Genomic DNA, 18,181 nt, shown 5'->3' with positions numbered 1-18,181 from the left:
GGCTGCTTGGGATATCCGCTCGTCCGGCAACGGACCTCTGAACGGCATGACACCGAGGCGATGGGGGTAACTTGGACGGCTCGAGAGTCAATTAGCCATTGGGCGGCGATGCGGCGGCTCTACTTACGGGCATCCTCGGGACCCTTCGAATCCATCATCTGGTCCAGGACCAGGGAGCTCATGGCCGCGATGACCGCCATCACACGCCGCGGCCGAGCCACCCCGCGCCGGAGCAACCATGTTTCAAGCCGCTCATCCAGCACCAGGCTCACTGCCAAGACCCCGCTCACGGTGATGCCCACCGTCGCCGCCAGCACGGCCAATCCGATTGCCGGCAGCCTTGCCGGGCGGGCGTCTGCGCGCACATAGGAAGGGAGGGGTGCGGTGCCCGCAGCGCCGTCGGTGGAGCGGGAAGCGGCCGGAGTGACAAGATCGATTCTTCCGGCGGAAGCCTGCTCCCTCCCTTTCTGACTGCCCTTCCACACGGCTGCCGCGGCGATGATGCCAATGGCGGCGCCGGGCGCAAGAACGTAGACGCGGCGCGCCCCCGGGGACCAACCGGCCGGGCTTTTGAGGGTGAGCACACCGGATACAGCGGCAAGCGTGAGCGACAGCGGAAGATTCTTCATGGCCAACACGGTACATGGCGCACGGCCAGGACGAAGTGATCCCACATCCGTACGCGGATCCCTTGGGAAACTCGAGCAAGGCAAGAAGTTTCGTGGGCCGAGGAACTCCGATTCGAGGCAACGCGGCACACAGGTCATTTCCCTAAGCATCTGACCAGGAGTGAACGTCCCAAGCTCGGCGCGGGATTCAATAGTCGCGATTGCCTTTGTAGCGACGTCCGACGGCCATCCTCCCGCGACAAGCAGCTGCTCCAGCTCGTCGAAGATATTCGCTGCCGGCCCTGGGGACTGGCTTGGGCTTTCGCACAGGTCCTGTTGCGGCAATGCCTATCCGGGGGCGCCGGCTGAAACGGACGGGAAGTCCCCGGTGTTCGTCTCAGTTCCCGGTTCGGGACAGCGCGCAACCAGCCCTTCGAGGAGTCCACTGCGGGCCAGTTCGAGGTGCAGCTCGGTCTGGCGGAGCGCGGCATGCAGGAAGAACCCGTGCAGGCGGGGCCAGCCCGCTCCGTGCAGCCGACACGCGTAGTCCCACACGGACGCGTCCCCGAGCTCCGGCAGCAGATCCGCAATCCGCTGCGTGCGCCGCAGATGATGCTTGCAAATTTCGGCAGCGCGCGCGTCAAGTCCGCGGAAGCGGAACTCGTGCCCCGGCAGCACCTCATATCCGCCGAACCGCTGCAGGGACTGCAGTGACGTCAGGTAGTCCGGCAGCGGCTTGTCTCCGGGGCGGGAACCGAGCCCAAACCCGGAGTGGATCTGCGGCAGTATATGGTCGCCGGTGTAGAGGAGCTTGCGCTCATTGTCGGCGAAGCACAGGTGGCCTCCCGTGTGACCGGGTGTCGCGAGAGCGGTTAAGCTGTGGGAGCCCAGATCCAGCACGTCGCCGTCGTCCAGCAGCAGGTCCGGCTCAATGTCGGAAAACGCCGGCGGCCGCGCAAATGCAGCAGTGAGCTCGCCCCGGCGTGCAGCGGGTACTCCCCATGCCTCCAGGACCCGGCTGTACGACGCCGGACTTCGCAGCTCGGGGCTGAGCTGATGTGTCAGGACAGCCCGCTCCTCGCGGGAGAGCACCACCCTCGCACCCGTCATGGCTCTGAGCGTGGCTGCGATGCCGAGGTGGTCGGGGTGGTGATGGGTGGCGACGACGGTGGAGAGGTGTTCAAGGGTAAGCCCGATCAGCCCCAGGGAACGGTGAAGGGCTTCAAGGTTCCCGGGTGAGTCCCAGCCCGGGTCCAGGATGGAGAAGCACGCCGAGTCGCTGCTGAGCAGGACGTAGCTGAGAGTGTAGGTGACACTGCCTTCGGGGATGGGTGCGGCTATGGCCCACACGTTGTCCGCGACGAGTTCAGGCCGGGGCAGCCGAGAGGACTGCAGCGCCGCCTGCTGCCCGGCGCTCGTCGGGCGGACAGTGCGCACTCCATTGCTGCTCATGGCGAGAGTCTAGCAAGCACTTGGTCCGACATCCCGACAGCCTTCAGCCGCGCTCGCCGCGGAAATCCACCGGCTTCCGGGCCAGAAATCCTTCGCGGGCCCGGGCATACTCCTGCCTGCCCAGCAGGTCCGACTGAATTTCCAGCTCCCGCTGCAGGGCTGCGGCCAATGCCGGGGCCTCGGCGGCACGCAGCAGCCGTTTGGTTTCCGTCACCGCGGCGCGCGGTGCGGAACACAGCCGGCTCACCACCTCGCCAATGCGGGCCTCCAGCTCCGCAGCCGGCACCACCTCGCCCACCAGACCCCATTCCGCGGCGAGGGCCGCCGGAATGCGTTCGCCGCCGAACGCCATGCGGGCTGCCCGCGTCCTGCCGGCGCCGGTGACGACGGCGTGGGTCGCACCGCCGTCGGGCACCAGGCCCAGGGGCAGGAACGGCAGCAGGAAAAAGGCCGAGTCAGCGGCGAGCACCAGATCGCAGGCGAAGGCGATGGAGGCCCCGACGCCGGCAGCCGGCCCGTTCACCGCCGCGATGACCGGCGCCGGCATGGCGGCGATCAGTGACACCACTTCCCCGGCTGCTGCGACAGTTGCCCCGTTGACGTCGGTGCCGAGATCCGCGCCGGTGCAGAAGGCACGTCCCGCCCCGGTGATGACGACGGCGTCAGCGTCCCGGGCCGATTCGAGGGCTTCGGCGAGTTCCGCCAGGGCGGCGGTGGACACGGCGTTGAGCGTGTCAGGGCGGTTGAAGCGCAGCCATGCCACTCCGTTGGTGGACTCAATGCTGATGGAAGTTTCGGTCAGCGTCATCTGCGCTCCTGCGGTTTTGTTGTCGGTTGTCGGCTGGCGGCTGCCCGTTCCGGGCAAAGAGGTGCTCACCAGTCCTGCCAGGGAATGATGGTGCTCAGGGGCGAGGAGAAAAGCACCTCGCCGACGTCCCGCGGGGCGTCCGGAGCCGTTTCAAGCCTGCGCTCCGCTTTTCGAACGGACTCAGCTGTTGTGCCGGGGTCCTCGTCGAGATAGAGCATCCTGATCCGCAGGCCGCCCGGCGGTTCGGCGAATGTGGCGGTGAACGGAAGTGTGCCGTGCTGCTGCGGATGGCTGAAGGAGAAGGTCCAGGCCCCGGCCACCCCGTCAACGTTGAGCAGTTCCGGGATCAGCCGGGTGTCCTCCCAGGTAAAAGAACTGTGGGTGTCGAGTCCGTGCGGCTCGGCGTAGCGGGTCAGGGTGAGGTGCAGGCCGCGGTTGGGGCGGTAGGGCAGCACGTCCGGATCCACCAGCACCCGATGTGCCGCATACCCCTTGACGGGGCGGAAGAAGCCGAGAAGCGGACGCCGAACGCCGGGGATGATGGGGCCGCGGCCCCATTGAAAGGAAGCGTCTCCGAGGTTGTTCCAGGCCGTGACGCTCTCCTCGGTGGGTGACCGGAACCAGTACATCGCGACATAGTCGGTGCCGGCCAGGGCGTCAGCGCCGTTCGGTGAGTTGGCGCCGGTCGTTGATCCAGTGCGGCCTGCTGCACTCCCCCGCGACAGCGCTGCCTCCGGGTCAGCTACGCGGGCCCATCTGTCTCCCCAGGCCACACCGGGAAGCGCGAGGTTTTCCGGCCGGTGGTCGAGCTGGTGCCAGCGGTTGTAGGCCTCGTGCGAAGAGGCGTCGGTGAGTTCCACAAATGAAAAGAAGGCCAGGTCGGCGAGCATGGATTTCCTCTGTCTAGCGCTTGTTTGGTCAGGCTAGCAGACTGCAGACCCGGACGCTTGGAAGTCCCAACGGGATAAGGGCGTGATCTAAAGAGTGGAGGTTCCTGCCACTAAAGCCGGGCCTTCAGATCGTCGAGTTGACCAGTGCTGTGGGTTTCAGGAGCTTGAAGGCTTCATGACGGAGTTCCCGAGATGTCATCGCACCGTTGCCGAGTTTGGTAGACGGTGGTCTCATCGAAACCTTGCGCGTCGAACAGACATAGACTGCACGCACGTTCGGTGGGCGTCTTGGACGCCGCTAGATCCATACTGCCGCTCGATCCATACCAAGGAGACATGATGCAGACACGAACATTGGGCACGCAGGGCCTGACCACTTCCGCCATCGGCTACGGCTCGATGGGAATCTCGCTTGCCTACGGTCCCGGTGATGAGCAGGAAGGCAATTGCTGCAATCCGGAAAGCGCATGAGTTGGGCGTGACGTTCTTCGACACAGCCGAGCTGTACGGCTGGGGTGCGAATGAGGAAATCGTTGGCCGGGCCGTGAAGAGCTTCCGCGACGAGGTCGTCATCGCCACGAAGTTCGGCTTCACGCGCGACGGCGGTTTCGATAGCCGCCCGGAACACATCCGCGACGTCGTCGAGAACAGTTTGCGCCGTCTCGGAGTTGACCACATCGATGTGCTCTACCAGCACAGGGTGGACCCCAACGTCCCCATCGAGGACGTCGCCGGAACCGTGAAGGAGTTTATCGATGCCGGCAAGGTGAAGTACTTCGGTCTCAGCGAAGCCGGCCCGGAGACCATGCGCCGCGCGCATGCCGTTCACCCTGTCTCGGTCCTTCAGACCGAGTACTCCCCCTTCGAACGCGACGTGGAGGTGCTGTTCCCCGTCCTGAACGAGCTTGGCATCGGCTTCGTGCCCTACTCGCCTCTCGGGCGCGGGTTCCTCACCGACACCGCGAAGCCCGCCGCCGAGTATGACGAGACCGACATGCGCAGCTGGGACGCCCGCTGGCAGCCCGGCAACTTCGAGAAGAACGTCGACACCACCCGTAGGCTGACTGATCTCGCCGCAGCCAAGGACGCCACCGTGGCGCAGCTCGCCCTCGCCTGGCTGCTCGCGCAGGGAGAGCATATCGTCCCGATCCCCGGCACCCGCAGCGCCAAGCGCGTCGAGGAAAACGTTGGCGCCGTCGACCTCAGCCTCACCGAAGCCGATCTAGCCCGCATCAGCGAGATCCTGCCGACCGGCGGCTTCGGAGCTCGCTATCCCGAGGGCATGAGCCCGACCTGGCAATAGTTGTGACGGTTGTCGATCTTCTGCCATAGTGGCCGAGCGATTAGAGTGGCGCCGTCGCGAGCGTCTTCCGCGACACCGAATCGGTGTAACCATGACCAAGAATCCAATCGGTGCGGCACCGGCAGTGAGTCTCACTCTTCTTCCGGACCATTTGAGCATTTACCGTTTCGATCCCCTTACCGCGTTGGAGGATGTTGGCCAGCTGCCTGGTCTGTGGTCGATCACCCGCACCTGGAAAGAGCTTTCCGTGGTGGCGGAAGAAAGTGCCTGTCTTATGGCGGACGATGTTGATTCAGGGTGGCGCTGCCTTTACGTTGACGGGCCGATTCCGTTCAACTTGGCCGGGATTGTTGCCGGCCTCACAACGGCGGTCGCCCAGCAGGGCTTACCAGTCTTCGTTTTATCGACTTTCGACAGTGACCTCCTACTCCTGCGCGGTGAATTTCTGGATCAGTCTCTGCAAGCCCTGCGAGACAAGGGTTATCTGATCCGACACCCGGAAGCGCAGGTCGACGTCGACCCCTCACGCGGAAAGCCGACAACCTGAATACGTGTGCGGCGTCGTCGTTTGGGGAGAGCACACTGCCGCCGGCTCGGGCTCTGGCCTAGCCTTGAAACGAACCGGCAGGGAGGCTGCGGGCCGGGCGGCCACCTCCGTTACTTCTTGAAGGCGTCCGGCAGGTCCCCCAAACATCGCAGCTTCTCGGAGCGTCACCATCAAAGGGAGCATCAATATGTGCACAGGCATCAGGTTCTCGGACGGCAGCGGCAACCTCTATTTCGCCCGCAACCTCGACTGGACATCCGATTTCGGGGAGAAGGTGGTGGTGACGCCCACCGGGTACGCCACCAAGTCGCCCTTCGGCGCGGTGCCGAAGATCCAACATGCCGTCATTGGCATGGGCATCGTGGAGGAAGACACGCCGCTCTACTTCGACTGTGGCAATGACGCCGGCCTGGCGGTCGGCGGCCTTAACTTTCCGGGGTACGCGGAGTACGCGTCGGCACCGGTTGAAGGCGCGACGAATGTTGCCGCGTTTGAGTTTCCGCTCTGGGTGGCCTCCCAGTTCTCCAGTGTTGACGAGGTAGAGGCAGCCCTGGACAAGGTTGTCATTGTGGATCGGCCGATCAACGCGAAGTACCCGAGCTCGCTGCTGCACTGGTTGATCGGCGACTCGACGCGCGCCATCGTTGTGGAGTACACGCACGACGGCATGCATGTCTTCCACGACGACGTCGATGTCCTGGCAAACCAGCCCGGCTTCGGCTGGCACCACGAGAACCTGCGCAACTACCTCAATGCCTCGCCCGATTTCCCGGAGGAGGTCGTGCTCAACCAGGCGCACCTGGCCCCGTTCGGCTCGGGGTCGCTGATGCGGGGGATCCCCGGCGACTACTACTCGCCGTCGCGGTTTGTGCGCGCGGCCTACGTCCACGCGAACTACCCGCCCAAGACGAGCGAAGAGGAGAATGTCAGCCGTGCGTTCCACACCCTGCAGTCGGTCTCGATGGTGGACGGAAGCGCGGCCATGGGGTCGGGCGAGTTTGAAATAACCACCTACACCGGGCTTTTCTCATCCCGGACCACGACCTACTACTGGAACACCTATGAAGATCCGGCAATCCGCAGCGTAGCGATGGCCGACCATGCGGCGGATGGAACGGACCTCGTGGTCGTCTAGCTCTCCGGAGGCGAGGTCACCCTGACGTTCCAGCATCCCACCCCGATCGGCGAAGTCGTTGAGGTGTCCGGAAAGATCGTCGAGCTGAAGGCACGAACAGTCGTCGCCGAGGGAGCCATCAGCCACAACGGGCGCGCCACGCTCAGTGCACGGGGGTTCTTCGTTCCGGCGAGCAGGCCGTGAGCGCCAGCACCCACTCAGGGCGGCCGCCGGGCCCTGCGGTCATAACCGCTCGCTGCCAGCGGTGCTGTCGTGAAGCGCTGCAGTTATGGCATCGGCGGCACGCCGGACCAGCGGCCCGACGCTCTGCAGCGGAATGCTCCCCCGGCGCGCAACCGAGACCGCACCAACCGGCCCCTCCGGACCAAGGATGGCAGCACCCACGGAGCTGACGCCGCTGGCACCGCCGCTGGCGTCGCGGTAAGCGACGCCTCCGCGCCGTCGAACAATTCCCAGGTCCCGGTGCAGAACATCACGCCCGCCGGAACGATTGGCCCCGGCGTGATCAATGACGGCGTCAACCTCCTCGGGGGCCAGCCAGGAGAGCATTGCCATTCCGGAGGTGGATTCCGGGGCGAAGATCCTGGTGCCGATCCGTGTTGGCACGCTGGATTCGGCTCCGGCGCCGATCCTGTCCACATAGTCCACGAAGCTCCCGTGCATGATCCCGAGGTGGGCAACACAGCCGGTCTTGCCGGCCAGCTCGCTCAGCACCGGAGACGCGGCGGCCCGCAGTCCGTCAAAATCCGCCAAAACGCCGCGGTACGCCAAGCGCGGGCCCAGCACATAGCCCTCCGCCTCGTGCCCCACCCAGCCCAGGTCTGCCAGCTGGCGGAGTAGCCGGAACGTCGTCGAGCGCGGAAGCCCGGTAATTCCTGCGACGTCCTCGAGCATGAGGTGGCCTGGCGCCTCGCCCAGGCAGTCCATGATCAGGGTGACGCGCTCGAGTACGCCGCTGCGTGGTCCCGCGTCCTCTTGCTGTCCGTCAAACATGACTACAGCCTGCCCGGCGTTCCGACCGGCGCCTTGCCGATTCCACCCAGTGGGACGACGGCGGGAGCACGGCGGAAGATCACCTAGCGTAAGGCGAAACGTTGTGACAACAAGGAGAAGATGCGGTGCGAACGTACGCTGAAGTAGTTCGAGGGCGCGTGCATGATGAGCATGAGGGTCTTCGCTTCGAGGGGCGGAGCTGGAGTTGGGCCGAGGTCGTCGCCGAGGCTGCAGCCAGGGCGGCCATCCTGGACACGATCGAGCCCGGAGCCGGACGCAGCCAGGTCCATGTCGGGATCCTCCTGCAGAACACTCCCGATTTCGTCTTCTGGCTGCTGGCCGCAGGGCTGAGCGGCGACGTCGTCGTCGGCATTAATCCCACCCGCCGCGGGGTCGAGCTCACGCACGACATGGCCCATGCTGACTGCGATCTGCTGATCAGCGAGCCGCTCTACCTGGCCGCAGACGACCGCCCCGAACTTCCGGTGCCCGCCGACCGCATCTTCGATGTGGAGTCCGCTGCCTATGCCGAGCTGATCTCCGCCCACGCCGGCTCGCCGCTGCCGGCGGAGATTCCGGACCCGGCAGCGATCTATCTGCTGCTGTTCAGCTCCGGTTCCACCGGCGCCCCCAAAGCCGTGATCTGCACCCAGGGCCGCCTCGGTGCCCTGACCCCGAACTTGAAGGATCGCATCTCGCTGCACCGCGATTCGGTCAGCTTCCTTCATCTGCCGTTGTTCCACGGCCACTCCATCATGATGAACCTGGCGACTGCCGCCGAGGTGGGCGCAACAGTGGTCATGGTGCGGAAATTCTCGGCCACCCGGTTCTCCAGCGACCTCCGGGAGCACAAGGTCACCTTCGTCAACTACGTCGGTCGCGTGCTGAGTTACGTGCTGGCCCAACCGGAGGATCCGGCCGACGCCGACAACTCCCTGGAAGCAGTTTTCGGTTCCGAGGCTTCCCCCGCCGAGGCCGCGGCCTTCCGCGAGCGTTTCGGCTGCGAGGTTCGCGAGGGTTTCGGCTCCAGCGAGGGCATCGTGCGCATCGTGCCCGTGCCGGGCACCCCCGCCGGGTCGCTGGGACTTCCCGCTCCGGGAATGATTGTGGAAGTCCGCTCCGACGACAACGTCGAGCTCCCCCGGGCCCGGTTTGATGAGAGCGGCCGGCTGCTTAACGCCGAAGAGGCCACCGGCGAGATCGTCGTGGTCGGTGCCGGGCCCCGGTTCGAGGGTTATTACAAGAACCCGGAAGCGATGGCGGAGCGGCTGCGGTTCGGCGGCGAAGACTTCTGGACCGGCGACCTGGCCTACCGCGATGAGGACGGCTACTTCTACTTTGGCGGCCGGACCGCCGACTGGCTGCGGGTGGACGGAGAAAACTTCGGCACCGCACCCATCGAGCGCATCATCTCGCGCCACCCGTCAGTCTCCGGCGCGCACGCCTACGCCGTGCCCGATCCGCGCACCGGAGACCAGCTCATGGTCACCCTGGTGCTGCACCCGGGTGCCGAGTTTGATCCGCTCGACTTCGCGGCCTTCCTGGACGCGCAGCCGGACCTGGGCACCAAGTGGCGTCCGACGTTCGTGCGGATCGTCGACAAGGCACCCACCACGGCGAACGTGAAGATCGACAAGGCGCCGCTGCGCAAGACCGCGTGGGAGGCCGACGACGTGTGGTGGGCTGCCAGCCGCACCAGCCCGTTTGTCCCGCTGGACCAGGAGCTGCGCGAAACGATTCGCGCCGAATTCATCGCCGCCGGCCGCATCAATTCCCTGCCGGCAGCATCGCAGGCTCTCGTCGGGGCAGGTGCCTGATGCCCACTCTGGAAGAGAGCCAGCGCGGCGCAGCACACGCCCTCAGCGCCGAAGACCTCCAGCGGTTCGTCGGCACGGTCGCCGAACCACCCCGGGTGGCCAGGTACGCAGTCTCAGAAGCAATGATCCGCAACTGGGCCGAGGCCCTCGACGATCGGAATCCGGTCTACGTTGACGACGCCGCGGCACAGGAAACCGGCCGCAGCGGGGTGATCGCTCCCCCGGCCATGGTCTCCACTTGGATCATGTCGGGATACCGCCGATGGCGTGAAGTGCAGCGTGCCCGCAGGGACGGCGTGGTCGAAGAGACCCCGTACTCCGAGTTGTTGTTTCTGCTCGACAAGGCGGGGTACACCTCGGTGGTCGCCACCGAGCTGGAGCAGCATTACGAGCGCGAACTGACCGTGGGAATGCACGTGACCTGCCACTACACCATTGACTCCATTGTCGGCCCAAAGAAGACAGGGCTCGGTGAGGGATACTTCATCACTCTCGGAAAGCGCTACGAAGACGCCGAGCAGGCAACCATCACAACCGAACAGTTCACGCTGCTGCGGTTCCGGCCCAAGGAGACAGCATGACAGCCCCGGGAACAGCAGTTCCGCCGCTCGTGCGGACGCACGACAACGTGTTCTGGTTTGACGCCGCGGCCGAAGGGCGCCTGGTCGTGCAACGCTGCACCGACTGCAGCACGCTGCGCCATCCGCCGGCACCCACCTGCCCGCAGTGCCGCTCCTTCGAGTGGGACTCGGTGGAATCGAACCGGCAGGGCACCCTGCACAGCTGGACCGTTGTGCACCATCCCCAGGATCCGGCCTTCACCTACCCGCTGCTGGTCGGTCTCGTGGATCTGGACACCGGAACCCGGCTGGTGGCCGATTTCGAGCCGACCGACCATGACGACCTCGCCATCGGCTGCGCCGTCGAGGTGTACTTTGCCGAGCACGCCCACGGCGAGAAACTGCCGCGGCTCCGGCTGCGGCGCGAAACAACGAACGCTACACAGCAGCAAGGAGCGTCATGAGCAAGCTTAAACTCGGAGATCAACTTCCCGAGCTCGACATCCCGATCGACCGCAGCTTCATCGTGGCCGGCGCCATTGCCTCGCAGGACTTCGAGGACGTGCACCACGATCCGGATGCTGCCCGGCGCGGCGGCTCCCCGGACATCTTCATCAGCATCAATTCGAGCAACGGCGTGCTGGGCCGTTATGTCACGGATTGGGCCGGGCCCGCCGCGCGGCTGCGTTCGGTCAAGCTGCGCCTCGGGGTTCCCCTCTATCCGGGTGACGTGCTGCACCTGACCGGAGAAATCGTGGGGCACGATGCAACGCAGGCCACGGTGAAGGTCGTCGGGTCGCATGCCCGCGGCGCGCACCTCACGGCCACGGTGAGCGTGAGCCTGCCGGCGGAGGCTGCAGCATGAGCGGCTTTTCGGGCCGGGCGGCGATTGCGGGCATCGGCGCCACCGAGTTTTCCAAGGACTCCGGGCGCAGTGAATGGCGGCTCGCTTGCGAAGCAGTGCTGGCCGCACTGGCCGATGCCCAAATCGGAGTGGAGGAAGTCGACGGGTTCTCCCTGTTCTCCATGGAAAACAATCCGGAGATTGCCGTTGCCAGGGCGCTCGGCATCCCGGAGCTGAAGTTCTTCAGCCGCATTCCGCATGGCGGCGGCGGAGCCTGCGCTCCGGTGCAGCAGGCAGCGATGGCGGTGGCCAGCGGTGTCGCTGACGTCGTCGTCGTCTACCGGGCCTTCAACGAGCGTTCCGGCCACCGTTTCGGCTCCGGTCCGCCGCAGTTTGCCTACGCCCAAACCACCGACCAGGAGTACCGGAACTGGATCAATCCGTACGGGCTGCTGACGCCCGCGGCCCAGGAAGCTTTCCTGGCCCGGCGCTACATGCATGAGTTCGGCGCCACCAGTGCCGACTTCGGGCAGATTTCCGTCCTCTCGCGCAAGCATGCGGCCAACAACCCGAAGGCGTGGTTCCACAACCGCCCCATTACGATCGAGGACCATCAGGCCTCCCGGTTCATCGCCGACCCCCTGCGCCTGCTGGACTGCTGCCAGGAGACCGACGGCGGACAGGCGCTGGTGATCGTGAGCGCCGAACGCGCCCGCGACCTGCCGCATCCGCCGGCGATCATCACTGCCGCGGCACAGGGTGTGGGACCGCAGCAGATTTCCATGTCCAGCTACTACCGGGACAATATCGACGAGATGCCGGAAGTGGAGCTCGTGGCACGGCAACTGTGGCAGCAGGCAGGACACGGGCCCGAGGGCATCGACGCCGCCATCCTGTATGACGCCTTCACCCCCATGGTCCTGCTCCAGCTCGAGGAGTACGGGTTCTGCAAACGCGGTGAAGCCAAGGACATGATCGCCGACGGCGCACTGGAACTTACCGGCAGCCTGCCGATCAACACCCACGGCGGGCAGCTCGGTGAAGGTTACATGCACGGCGTCAACGGCATCGCCGAAGGCGTCCGCCTGATCCGCGGCACCTCGACCAACCAGCCGGCCAAGACCCTCGCCAATGTGCTGGTCACCGGCGGCTCGCCGGTGCCGCACAGCGCACTCGTACTCGCCAGCGACCGCTGAGCCCAATGACTACTGAGCCCCAGGAGCGAAAAATGAACCCCGATCTCTCACCGGCGGCGAAGCAGCTGCGCACCGACCTGCGCGCCTACTTCGCCGACATCATCAGCGCCGAGGATGCCCGCGACCTCGTGCACCAGACGGAAGGCGGCCCCACCTTCACCCGGATCCTCAAACAAATGGGCGCCGACGGCTGGCTGGGCCTCGGCTGGCCGGAGGAATTCGGCGGGCGGGGCGTGGACCCGGAAGCCCAGTTCGTGTTCTACGACGAGGTGATCCGCGCCAACGCGCCGCTGTCCCTGGTCAGTCTCAACACCGTCGCCCCCGCGCTGATGAAATACGGCACGGCCGAGCAGAAAGAGTTCTTCCTGCCGCCGATCCTCGCCGGCGAGCTGACCTTCGCGATCGGCTACTCCGAACCCGGCGCCGGCACCGACCTCGCGTCCCTGCGCACGACGGCGCGGATCGAGGGCGACGAGCTGGTCATCAACGGGAACAAGCTGTTCACCAGTGCCGGAATCTTCGCCGACTGGATCTGGCTGGCCGTGCGCACCGACCCGGACGCGCCGCGCCACAAGGGCATCTCGGTGGTCATGGTGCCCACCTCGGCGCCGGGTTTCTCCGCCACCGAGATCCACACCGTCGGCGGCATCAGCACCGCCGCCACGTACTACCAGGACGTGCGGATTCCGCTCAGCAACGTCGTTGGCGAGCTCAACGGCGGCTGGCGCATGATCACCAACCAGCTCAACCATGAGCGGGTCGCACTGGCGGCCCGCGGCGGCATTGCGAACGAGATGCTGGGACTGGTGGTGGAGTGGGCCCGCACCGAGCCGCTGGGCTCCGGCCACGTCATCGACCTGCCGTGGGTACGCTCCACGCTCGCCGAGGTGTACGCGCTGCTCTCCGCAGCTGATCTGGTCAACCTGCGCCTGGTTGCCGACGTCGCGGCGGGCACCCTCACCGGCGGCGACGCCGCAGCCGCGAAGGTGATCGGTACCGAAACCGTCGTGGAGGTCTACGGCAAGCTGCAGGAAGTACTCGGCGTGGCAGGCCTGCTGCGCGCCGGCTCTCCGGGCGCCGCCATTTCCGGCCGCGTCGAGACGCTGGCACGGCGGGCACAGAACAATACCTTCGGCGGAGGCAGCAACGAGGTCCTGCGGGACATCGTCGCGGCCAAGGCGCTCGGAATGACACTGGCGGCACGCCGCCAAGAGAAGAAAGAAGACTCCAATGCAGTTCGAACTCGATGAAGACCTGCGCGAAGCAGCGCAGCTCGCGGACGAAATATTCGCCTCACTGGCCACGCTCCAGCGCGTGCGCGACGTCGAGCGTGAGCTCGGCGGCCATGATGAGACGCTCTGGAGCGCCCTGGCCGAGAGCGGCATCCTGGGACTCGCGCTTCCCGAGGAGTTCGGCGGCTCCGGGCTGGGCATGCTGGGCCTGACTGCAGTGCTTGAGCAGCAGGGACGCCGGGTGGCACCGGTGCCGCTGGCCTCCGCCGTCGCCATGGCCGCCCTGCCGCTCGCGAACTGGGGAACCGAGGAGCAGCGGCAGCGCTGGCTGCCCGGTTTCCTTGACGGCTCGGAGCTGATCGTCGGAGCAATCGACGCCGGCGTGGACGGGGACAACGCGGTTCGCGGCGAACGCGACGGTGCGGGCTGGCGGCTGAACGGCGTGCTCGCCGCGGTGCCGGGGGCCACGGCCGCCGCTGCCCTGCTTGTGCCGGTGATGACGGAGACCGGCGTGGTCGCTGCTCTTCTGCCGGTGGACCGCGACGGAGTTCACCGCGAGAGCATCGCGATGACGAACCAGGGGGCCGCAGCCACGGTCACGCTTACCAACGTTCACGTTGACGCCGCTGAGCTGCTCACCGGCGAGGGCGCTCCGGTCCGGCAGGCCCGGCTGCTCGGACGGATCGCGTTGGCGGCCGTCCAGGCGGGTGTCTGTGAGGAAGCGATCAGAATTACTGCTGCCTACACCTCGGAGCGGATTCAGTTCGATCGTCCGCTCTCGACCAATCAGGCTGTCTCGGCCCGAGCCGCGGATGCGCACTTGGACGCCGAGCGGATCAAGCTCACCACCCGCCGTGCGGCCTGGCTCGTTGATCAGGAACATGCTGACGCGGAGTCGGCGTCGCTCGTCGCTTCCTGGTGGGCGGCACAGGGCGGCCTGCGCGTTGTGCACGCCACGCAGCACCTGCACGGCGGCATGGGCGCCGACATCGACTATTCGATCCACCGGTACTTCCTGTGGGGCCGGCAGAACGCCTATTCCCTGGGCAGCGCACCGGCGCTGATGGCCGAACTTGGATCGATGATCGAAACCCTGCCCATGATCGGAACTCCTGCCTGACCTCTGCTCGTCGCAGCTGGTGGCGGCGCACCAGCAATGCTCAATGGCCCCGGATCTTCCGGGGCCATTGGGCATTTGGGGATGCTAAGAAGCTTCGGCTGTCAGGAACTTGGCAATGTCCGCCGCTTCTCAGCGCCGGTCTTTTGTTCGAAGACGTCCTTGTAATCCTCGGCGTTGTCCCCGCGGATCACCAGGTCGGTTCGGATCAGCCAGGGAAGGGTCTCGGGAGATTCGGCCGTCCCTCCGCCATCGCCGCTGGAACCGGCAGCGGTCGCGTCGGCGGGTGCAGTTGTATGGGCTGATGCGGTCGCCTCTTTGGCTGCGGCCGCTCCCGCACCCTGCGGTCCGCCGCCCTTGCCGGACAGGGCCTGCAGGCTGGAATTGCCCTTGAGTCTCAGTCCAACATTTTCCAGCGTGCTGCCGTCGATGGTGACGGTTGCGGAGATCCAGTCCTTGTCGCCCGACTACGAATACCCGGCCAGCATCGCCTGGTATTCCTCGTCGCTGAACTGCACGTTGGTCTCATGCACTGTGCCGTTATCGAAAAATGCCGTTGCCTCTGAGTTCTGGCCGGTCCCTGCGGCCGGTGCCGGCCGTTGAACAGCCGCCGAGGGCCAGAGCGACCGCCAGCCCGGCAGCAGTCAGTGCGGTGCGCGGCCAGCGCGAACGGCAGGGCCTGCCGTTCGCTGTGGTGTCAAAAACATTGGAGAGCCCTTAATTGTGAATTCGGTGGGAAGAGTCGGCACTTTTTACCCGGCGGAGGCCGGGCGCAGCGTGAGGTCGCGCATCAGAGTCCGGTGCCAGCGGTTGGACGGCAGGCCTGGGCAAAGGGCGGCGAGGCCGGTGGCGAACTTGGAAATGCGTGAGAGGCGTACGCCGTGGGTCCACAGGTGCCGGTCCAGGGCCCCGGAGGCGGATCCCGACTTGGTTTCCACCACCACTTTCCGGTCCAGTGTCGAGCCGGGGTGGCCGGGCAGGCTCAGATGACGTCGGAATCGATGGTGGCCCGGCTGCCCGAGCCCGGAAGGTACAAGGTGGTGCGGGCGTAGCCGGACTCCAGAACGGGACGAAGCGCCCCGACGTCCGGCAGGGCCCCGAGGGCGGCCAGAGTTTCCGTGATGTAAGCCAGCCCCTCGGCCGTGATCCGGCTGCGGTCGGCCAAGGCATAGGGAATGCGTTCCTTGACGGTAGTCGAGCGGGCCCCTTCGGTTTTGACCTCGAGAAGCTCACGGCGCTGTCCACATAGGTGCGGACCCGGACCTTGTACCGCCGGCGCCGGTCGTCGGCCGCCAGCAGATAGCTGTCCAGGCCGGGAGTATCGAAGCACAGAGTCCATAGGTGAAGGAGCGCCGCCATCTCAAGCACCCGTGCTTCGGCGGGCAGAGTGGCCAGGACGCGGTCCGCGAGTGAAGCGTCCACGAGGTACTTGCGGTCCACTCTGGTCTGGAGCGTGGCAGCACCGTTGAGCCCATCGAGTTCAATGACGGGCAGCGTGTCGGCGAAGGTCAGCCGGCTCAGGAGACGCGGGCTGGCGGTGCCTGCGCAGGTACAGGCCGAAAGTCAGCATAAAAATTGCGGCGAGGTCCGCCGCAACAAGGATCAGGATATTCATCTTCTGTTCTCCGAGCGTTTGACTGGGGGTACGCACTCATCCTCCCGCTCGTTGCTATGACGGACCTCTGCGAGGTCACAGGGTCGGCACAGGGCAGTGGCTGCGCCGGTTTTCCAGAAGGCCGGGAGACTTTTGGCTAGAGCTTTGCCAGTCCGCCACGGGCCGTGTTCTGGTGACGGAACGGCTGGGTATAGTCTCAACTTTGTCATTCCTGTGAAGGTTCAGTCGGAAACGGAACGGAAGCCATGCGCATCGGTGAACTGGCACGAAAGACCGGGGTACCTGCCCGGATGCTGCGGTATTACGAGGAACAGGGCCTGATCAGCCCCCAGCGCCTGCAGAACGGATACCGCGTTTACGACGACTACCTCGTGGACAGGGTGCAGAAGATCCGCGGGCTGGTGGACTCGGGAATCCCGACCCGCATTGTTGCCGATATTCTGCCGTGCCTGGACAAGCCGCAGAGCATTGTCGTGGATGACCCGGACCCGGAGCTGAAAGAGCTCCTATTGGTGGAGCGGGACCGGATGAGCGTGAAGATTGACTTCCTGATCCAGAACCGGGACGCGATCACCCGCTACGTTGAGGCCCTGGACCGCGCCGCGGCAGCATCGCAGGAGTCCGCCGCGAGCTAGGTTCCCCCTCGCTGGCACACGGACCAGTCACCACCTTCCCGATTTGACCTTGACACTAATGGCAAGGTTGCACCATTAGTGCATGACTAAAAGAACGCTCATGAGCCAGCGCGCAATGATTCTTGGCATGCACCTCAACAACGGCTACGGTTCCCAGCCCTCCGCCTGGCGGATGCCCGGCGTTGATCCGTCCAACTACACGAGCTACGACGCGCTGGTCCGGTACGCGCAGGCTGCTGAACGAGGGAAAGTCGCTTTCCTGTTCCTCCCAGACACCCCCGCCCTGACCAGCGACGTGAACCACGACGCCCCGCAGATGACCCTCGACCCGATGATGGCCCTGGCGGCCATCGCCCGGGGAACCGAACGCATCGGCCTCGTTGCCACCGGATCCACGACCTTCAACGAGCCCTACAACATCGCCCGGCAGTTCAAGGCACTCGACGTCATGAGCCACGGCCGCGCCGGCTGGAATGCCGTAACCACCAGCGACCCCTCGGCTGCTGCGAACTTCGGCCAGGAAATTGCTCCGCGCCCGGAGCGCTACCAGCGTGCACACGAGACGATCCAGATCGCCCAGGCGCTGTGGGGAAGCTGGGAGAAAGACGCCTGGACCAGGAACAAGGAAACCGGACGTTTCGCTGATGCCTCGAAAATCCGTCCCGTCGACCTCCGGGGCGGGATCGTCTCCTCACGCGGCCCGCTGCCCATTCCGCCATCCGAGCAGGGACAACCCGTCATCTTCTCTGCAGGTGGGGGCGAGTACGGGCTGGGACTGGCCGGGCGGTACGCCAGCGGAGTCATCGGCGCGGCCTTCACCATCGAGGACGCACGCGCCCAACGTGAGGCAGCCCGCGATGCGGCCCGCCGGTCAGGACGCAACCCGGACGAAATCAAGTATTTCGCCGGCCTCATGCCGGCCATCGGCGCCACCAAGCGCGCAGCACTGGACCGGCGGCTCATGCTCGGCGAACGGATCTTCCCGCAACGGGTTCCCTACCTCGGGTCAATGCTCGGACTGAACCTGGAACCCAGCCAGCTGGATCAGCCCCTGACCCCGCACCAACTGGCAGCGGCACAGGCAAGTCCGTTCGATCCGCGTTCCCTCCGGGCCCTCGAGGTCGCCCGCGAAGGCTGGACCATTCGCGACATCCTGGCCCACGGCATCATCGACTACCACCCCACCCCGGTCGGCGATGCAACCGTCACCGCGGACCACATGCAGGAATGGTTCGAGGCAGAAGCAGTGGACGGATTCTGGGTATCCGTCGATGTCTACGAGGACGGCGTCGACACCTTCGTCGACGAGGTCGTACCGATTCTTCAGGAACGCGGCCTCATGGCCGCCGACTACGAAGGAAGCACTCTCCGGGACCACCTCGGAGTGCCGGATCAGTACGGGCTCGACAGCAGGGTCCAGTAACTCTTC

General features: G+C 65.7%; 20 protein-coding genes. 13 read left to right on the top strand and 7 right to left on the bottom strand.

Annotated elements, in window-relative coordinates; all coding sequences use genetic code 11:
• Positions 1–119 precede the first annotated feature (119 nt).
• From QNO00_RS00265 to QNO00_RS00250, 4 genes are all read right to left on the bottom strand, one after another.
• Positions 120–629 carry a hypothetical protein gene (locus QNO00_RS00265; protein ID WP_284023211.1) on the bottom strand — a complete coding sequence of 170 codons (510 nt, stop codon included), beginning with the start codon at positions 627–629 and terminating at the stop codon, positions 120–122.
• A 327-nt stretch (positions 630–956) separates the two neighbouring features.
• On the bottom strand, positions 957–2,060 hold the full coding sequence (locus QNO00_RS00260; protein WP_284023210.1) for an MBL fold metallo-hydrolase: 1,104 nt from the start codon (positions 2,058–2,060) through the stop codon (positions 957–959).
• Positions 2,061–2,103: 43 nt separating this feature from the next.
• A complete protein-coding gene (locus QNO00_RS00255; protein ID WP_284023209.1) occupies positions 2,104–2,868 on the bottom strand; it encodes an enoyl-CoA hydratase-related protein in 765 nt (254 codons plus the stop codon).
• A 65-nt stretch (positions 2,869–2,933) separates the two neighbouring features.
• The gene (locus QNO00_RS00250; protein ID WP_284023208.1) at positions 2,934–3,758 is read right to left on the bottom strand and encodes a hypothetical protein; all 825 of its coding nucleotides are present in this window, start codon (positions 3,756–3,758) and stop codon (positions 2,934–2,936) included.
• 336 nt (positions 3,759–4,094) lie between these two features.
• Between QNO00_RS00250 and QNO00_RS17285 the strand changes: the two genes are divergently transcribed.
• From QNO00_RS17285 to bsh, 4 genes are all read left to right on the top strand, one after another.
• On the top strand, positions 4,095–4,229 hold the full coding sequence (locus QNO00_RS17285; RefSeq protein WP_349643455.1) for a hypothetical protein: 135 nt from the start codon (positions 4,095–4,097) through the stop codon (positions 4,227–4,229).
• Positions 4,189–5,061 carry an aldo/keto reductase gene (locus QNO00_RS00245; RefSeq protein WP_349643454.1) on the top strand — a complete coding sequence of 291 codons (873 nt, stop codon included), beginning with the start codon at positions 4,189–4,191 and terminating at the stop codon, positions 5,059–5,061. The genes QNO00_RS17285 and QNO00_RS00245 overlap by 41 nt, the downstream gene beginning before the upstream one ends.
• A gap of 91 nt (positions 5,062–5,152) precedes the next feature.
• On the top strand, positions 5,153–5,608 hold the full coding sequence (locus QNO00_RS00240) for an ACT domain-containing protein (protein ID WP_284023207.1): 456 nt from the start codon (positions 5,153–5,155) through the stop codon (positions 5,606–5,608).
• Positions 5,609–5,795: 187 nt separating this feature from the next.
• The gene (gene bsh / locus QNO00_RS00235) at positions 5,796–6,743 is read left to right on the top strand and encodes a choloylglycine hydrolase (RefSeq protein ID WP_284023206.1); all 948 of its coding nucleotides are present in this window, start codon (positions 5,796–5,798) and stop codon (positions 6,741–6,743) included.
• A gap of 222 nt (positions 6,744–6,965) precedes the next feature.
• On the opposite strand, the gene QNO00_RS00230 is transcribed toward bsh, so the two are convergent.
• Complete coding sequence (locus QNO00_RS00230) at positions 6,966–7,736, bottom strand: IclR family transcriptional regulator (protein ID WP_284023205.1); 771 nt, start codon at positions 7,734–7,736, stop codon at positions 6,966–6,968.
• 158 nt (positions 7,737–7,894) lie between these two features.
• Between QNO00_RS00230 and QNO00_RS00225 the strand changes: the two genes are divergently transcribed.
• From QNO00_RS00225 to QNO00_RS00195, 7 genes are read left to right on the top strand one after another with little or no spacing between them, the layout of a single operon-like run.
• Positions 7,895–9,553, top strand: coding sequence for an AMP-binding protein (locus QNO00_RS00225; RefSeq protein WP_284023204.1), 1,659 nt, complete (start codon positions 7,895–7,897; stop codon positions 9,551–9,553).
• Positions 9,553–10,134, top strand: coding sequence for an FAS1-like dehydratase domain-containing protein (locus QNO00_RS00220; RefSeq protein ID WP_284023203.1), 582 nt, complete (start codon positions 9,553–9,555; stop codon positions 10,132–10,134). Before QNO00_RS00225 ends, QNO00_RS00220 begins: the two co-directional genes overlap by 1 nt.
• Positions 10,131–10,577 (top strand): Zn-ribbon domain-containing OB-fold protein, encoded by a 447-nt coding sequence (locus QNO00_RS00215; protein WP_229965975.1) that lies wholly within the window; start codon positions 10,131–10,133, stop codon positions 10,575–10,577. Before QNO00_RS00220 ends, QNO00_RS00215 begins: the two co-directional genes overlap by 4 nt.
• Positions 10,574–10,978, top strand: a complete 405-nt coding sequence (locus QNO00_RS00210) for a MaoC/PaaZ C-terminal domain-containing protein (protein ID WP_229965976.1) — start codon at positions 10,574–10,576, stop codon at positions 10,976–10,978. Before QNO00_RS00215 ends, QNO00_RS00210 begins: the two co-directional genes overlap by 4 nt.
• Positions 10,975–12,153: a lipid-transfer protein gene (locus QNO00_RS00205; protein ID WP_284023202.1), complete on the top strand. Its 1,179-nt coding sequence runs from the start codon at positions 10,975–10,977 to the stop codon at positions 12,151–12,153. Before QNO00_RS00210 ends, QNO00_RS00205 begins: the two co-directional genes overlap by 4 nt.
• A 32-nt stretch (positions 12,154–12,185) precedes the next feature.
• Entirely contained in the window at positions 12,186–13,403 is a 1,218-nt protein-coding gene (locus QNO00_RS00200) for an acyl-CoA dehydrogenase family protein (protein WP_229965978.1), read from the top strand.
• Entirely contained in the window at positions 13,384–14,505 is a 1,122-nt protein-coding gene (locus QNO00_RS00195; protein WP_229965979.1) for an acyl-CoA dehydrogenase family protein, read from the top strand. The genes QNO00_RS00200 and QNO00_RS00195 overlap by 20 nt, the downstream gene beginning before the upstream one ends.
• A 749-nt stretch (positions 14,506–15,254) precedes the next feature.
• Here QNO00_RS00195 and QNO00_RS17280 read toward each other — a convergent pair.
• Both QNO00_RS17280 and QNO00_RS17275 read right to left on the bottom strand, forming a co-directional pair.
• A complete protein-coding gene (locus QNO00_RS17280) occupies positions 15,255–15,446 on the bottom strand; it encodes a hypothetical protein (protein WP_349643453.1) in 192 nt (63 codons plus the stop codon).
• Between the two features lie 38 nt (positions 15,447–15,484).
• Positions 15,485–15,667 carry a hypothetical protein gene (locus QNO00_RS17275; protein WP_349643452.1) on the bottom strand — a complete coding sequence of 61 codons (183 nt, stop codon included), beginning with the start codon at positions 15,665–15,667 and terminating at the stop codon, positions 15,485–15,487.
• Between the two features lie 695 nt (positions 15,668–16,362).
• Between QNO00_RS17275 and QNO00_RS00185 the strand changes: the two genes are divergently transcribed.
• Together QNO00_RS00185 and QNO00_RS00180 are read left to right on the top strand one after the other, a co-directional pair.
• On the top strand, positions 16,363–16,752 hold the full coding sequence (locus QNO00_RS00185; protein WP_229965981.1) for a MerR family transcriptional regulator: 390 nt from the start codon (positions 16,363–16,365) through the stop codon (positions 16,750–16,752).
• Positions 16,753–16,834: 82 nt separating this feature from the next.
• Positions 16,835–18,175: an NtaA/DmoA family FMN-dependent monooxygenase gene (locus QNO00_RS00180; protein WP_284023201.1), complete on the top strand. Its 1,341-nt coding sequence runs from the start codon at positions 16,835–16,837 to the stop codon at positions 18,173–18,175.
• Positions 18,176–18,181 lie beyond the last annotated feature (6 nt).

It is taken from the genome of Arthrobacter sp. zg-Y1219 (genome assembly GCF_030125545.1).
Lineage (GTDB): Bacteria > Actinomycetota > Actinomycetes > Actinomycetales > Micrococcaceae > Arthrobacter_B.
This window is presented reverse-complemented; position numbering and strand designations above follow the sequence as displayed.

Excerpts from the sequence above, each read along its gene's own strand:
- QNO00_RS00250 (WP_284023208.1), bottom strand. The coding sequence starts at position 3,758 with ATGCTCGCCGACCTGGCCTTCTTTTCATTTGTGGAACTCACCGACGCC.
- bsh (WP_284023206.1), top strand. The coding sequence starts at position 5,796 with ATGTGCACAGGCATCAGGTTCTCGGACGGCAGCGGCAACCTCTATTTC.
- QNO00_RS00230 (WP_284023205.1), bottom strand. The coding sequence starts at position 7,736 with ATGTTTGACGGACAGCAAGAGGACGCGGGACCACGCAGCGGCGTACTC.
- QNO00_RS00220 (WP_284023203.1), top strand. The coding sequence starts at position 9,553 with ATGCCCACTCTGGAAGAGAGCCAGCGCGGCGCAGCACACGCCCTCAGC.
- QNO00_RS00245 (WP_349643454.1), top strand. The coding sequence starts at position 4,189 with ATGAGCAGGAAGGCAATTGCTGCAATCCGGAAAGCGCATGAGTTGGGC.
- QNO00_RS17285 (WP_349643455.1), top strand. The coding sequence starts at position 4,095 with ATGATGCAGACACGAACATTGGGCACGCAGGGCCTGACCACTTCCGCC.
- QNO00_RS00185 (WP_229965981.1), top strand. The coding sequence starts at position 16,363 with ATGCGCATCGGTGAACTGGCACGAAAGACCGGGGTACCTGCCCGGATG.
- QNO00_RS00210 (WP_229965976.1), top strand. The coding sequence starts at position 10,574 with ATGAGCAAGCTTAAACTCGGAGATCAACTTCCCGAGCTCGACATCCCG.
- QNO00_RS00180 (WP_284023201.1), top strand. The coding sequence starts at position 16,835 with ATGACTAAAAGAACGCTCATGAGCCAGCGCGCAATGATTCTTGGCATG.
- QNO00_RS00195 (WP_229965979.1), top strand. The coding sequence starts at position 13,384 with ATGCAGTTCGAACTCGATGAAGACCTGCGCGAAGCAGCGCAGCTCGCG.
- QNO00_RS00265 (WP_284023211.1), bottom strand. The coding sequence starts at position 629 with ATGAAGAATCTTCCGCTGTCGCTCACGCTTGCCGCTGTATCCGGTGTG.
- QNO00_RS00240 (WP_284023207.1), top strand. The coding sequence starts at position 5,153 with ATGACCAAGAATCCAATCGGTGCGGCACCGGCAGTGAGTCTCACTCTT.
- QNO00_RS00215 (WP_229965975.1), top strand. The coding sequence starts at position 10,131 with ATGACAGCCCCGGGAACAGCAGTTCCGCCGCTCGTGCGGACGCACGAC.
- QNO00_RS00255 (WP_284023209.1), bottom strand. The coding sequence starts at position 2,868 with ATGACGCTGACCGAAACTTCCATCAGCATTGAGTCCACCAACGGAGTG.
- QNO00_RS00260 (WP_284023210.1), bottom strand. The coding sequence starts at position 2,060 with ATGAGCAGCAATGGAGTGCGCACTGTCCGCCCGACGAGCGCCGGGCAG.
- QNO00_RS00200 (WP_229965978.1), top strand. The coding sequence starts at position 12,186 with ATGAACCCCGATCTCTCACCGGCGGCGAAGCAGCTGCGCACCGACCTG.
- QNO00_RS00205 (WP_284023202.1), top strand. The coding sequence starts at position 10,975 with ATGAGCGGCTTTTCGGGCCGGGCGGCGATTGCGGGCATCGGCGCCACC.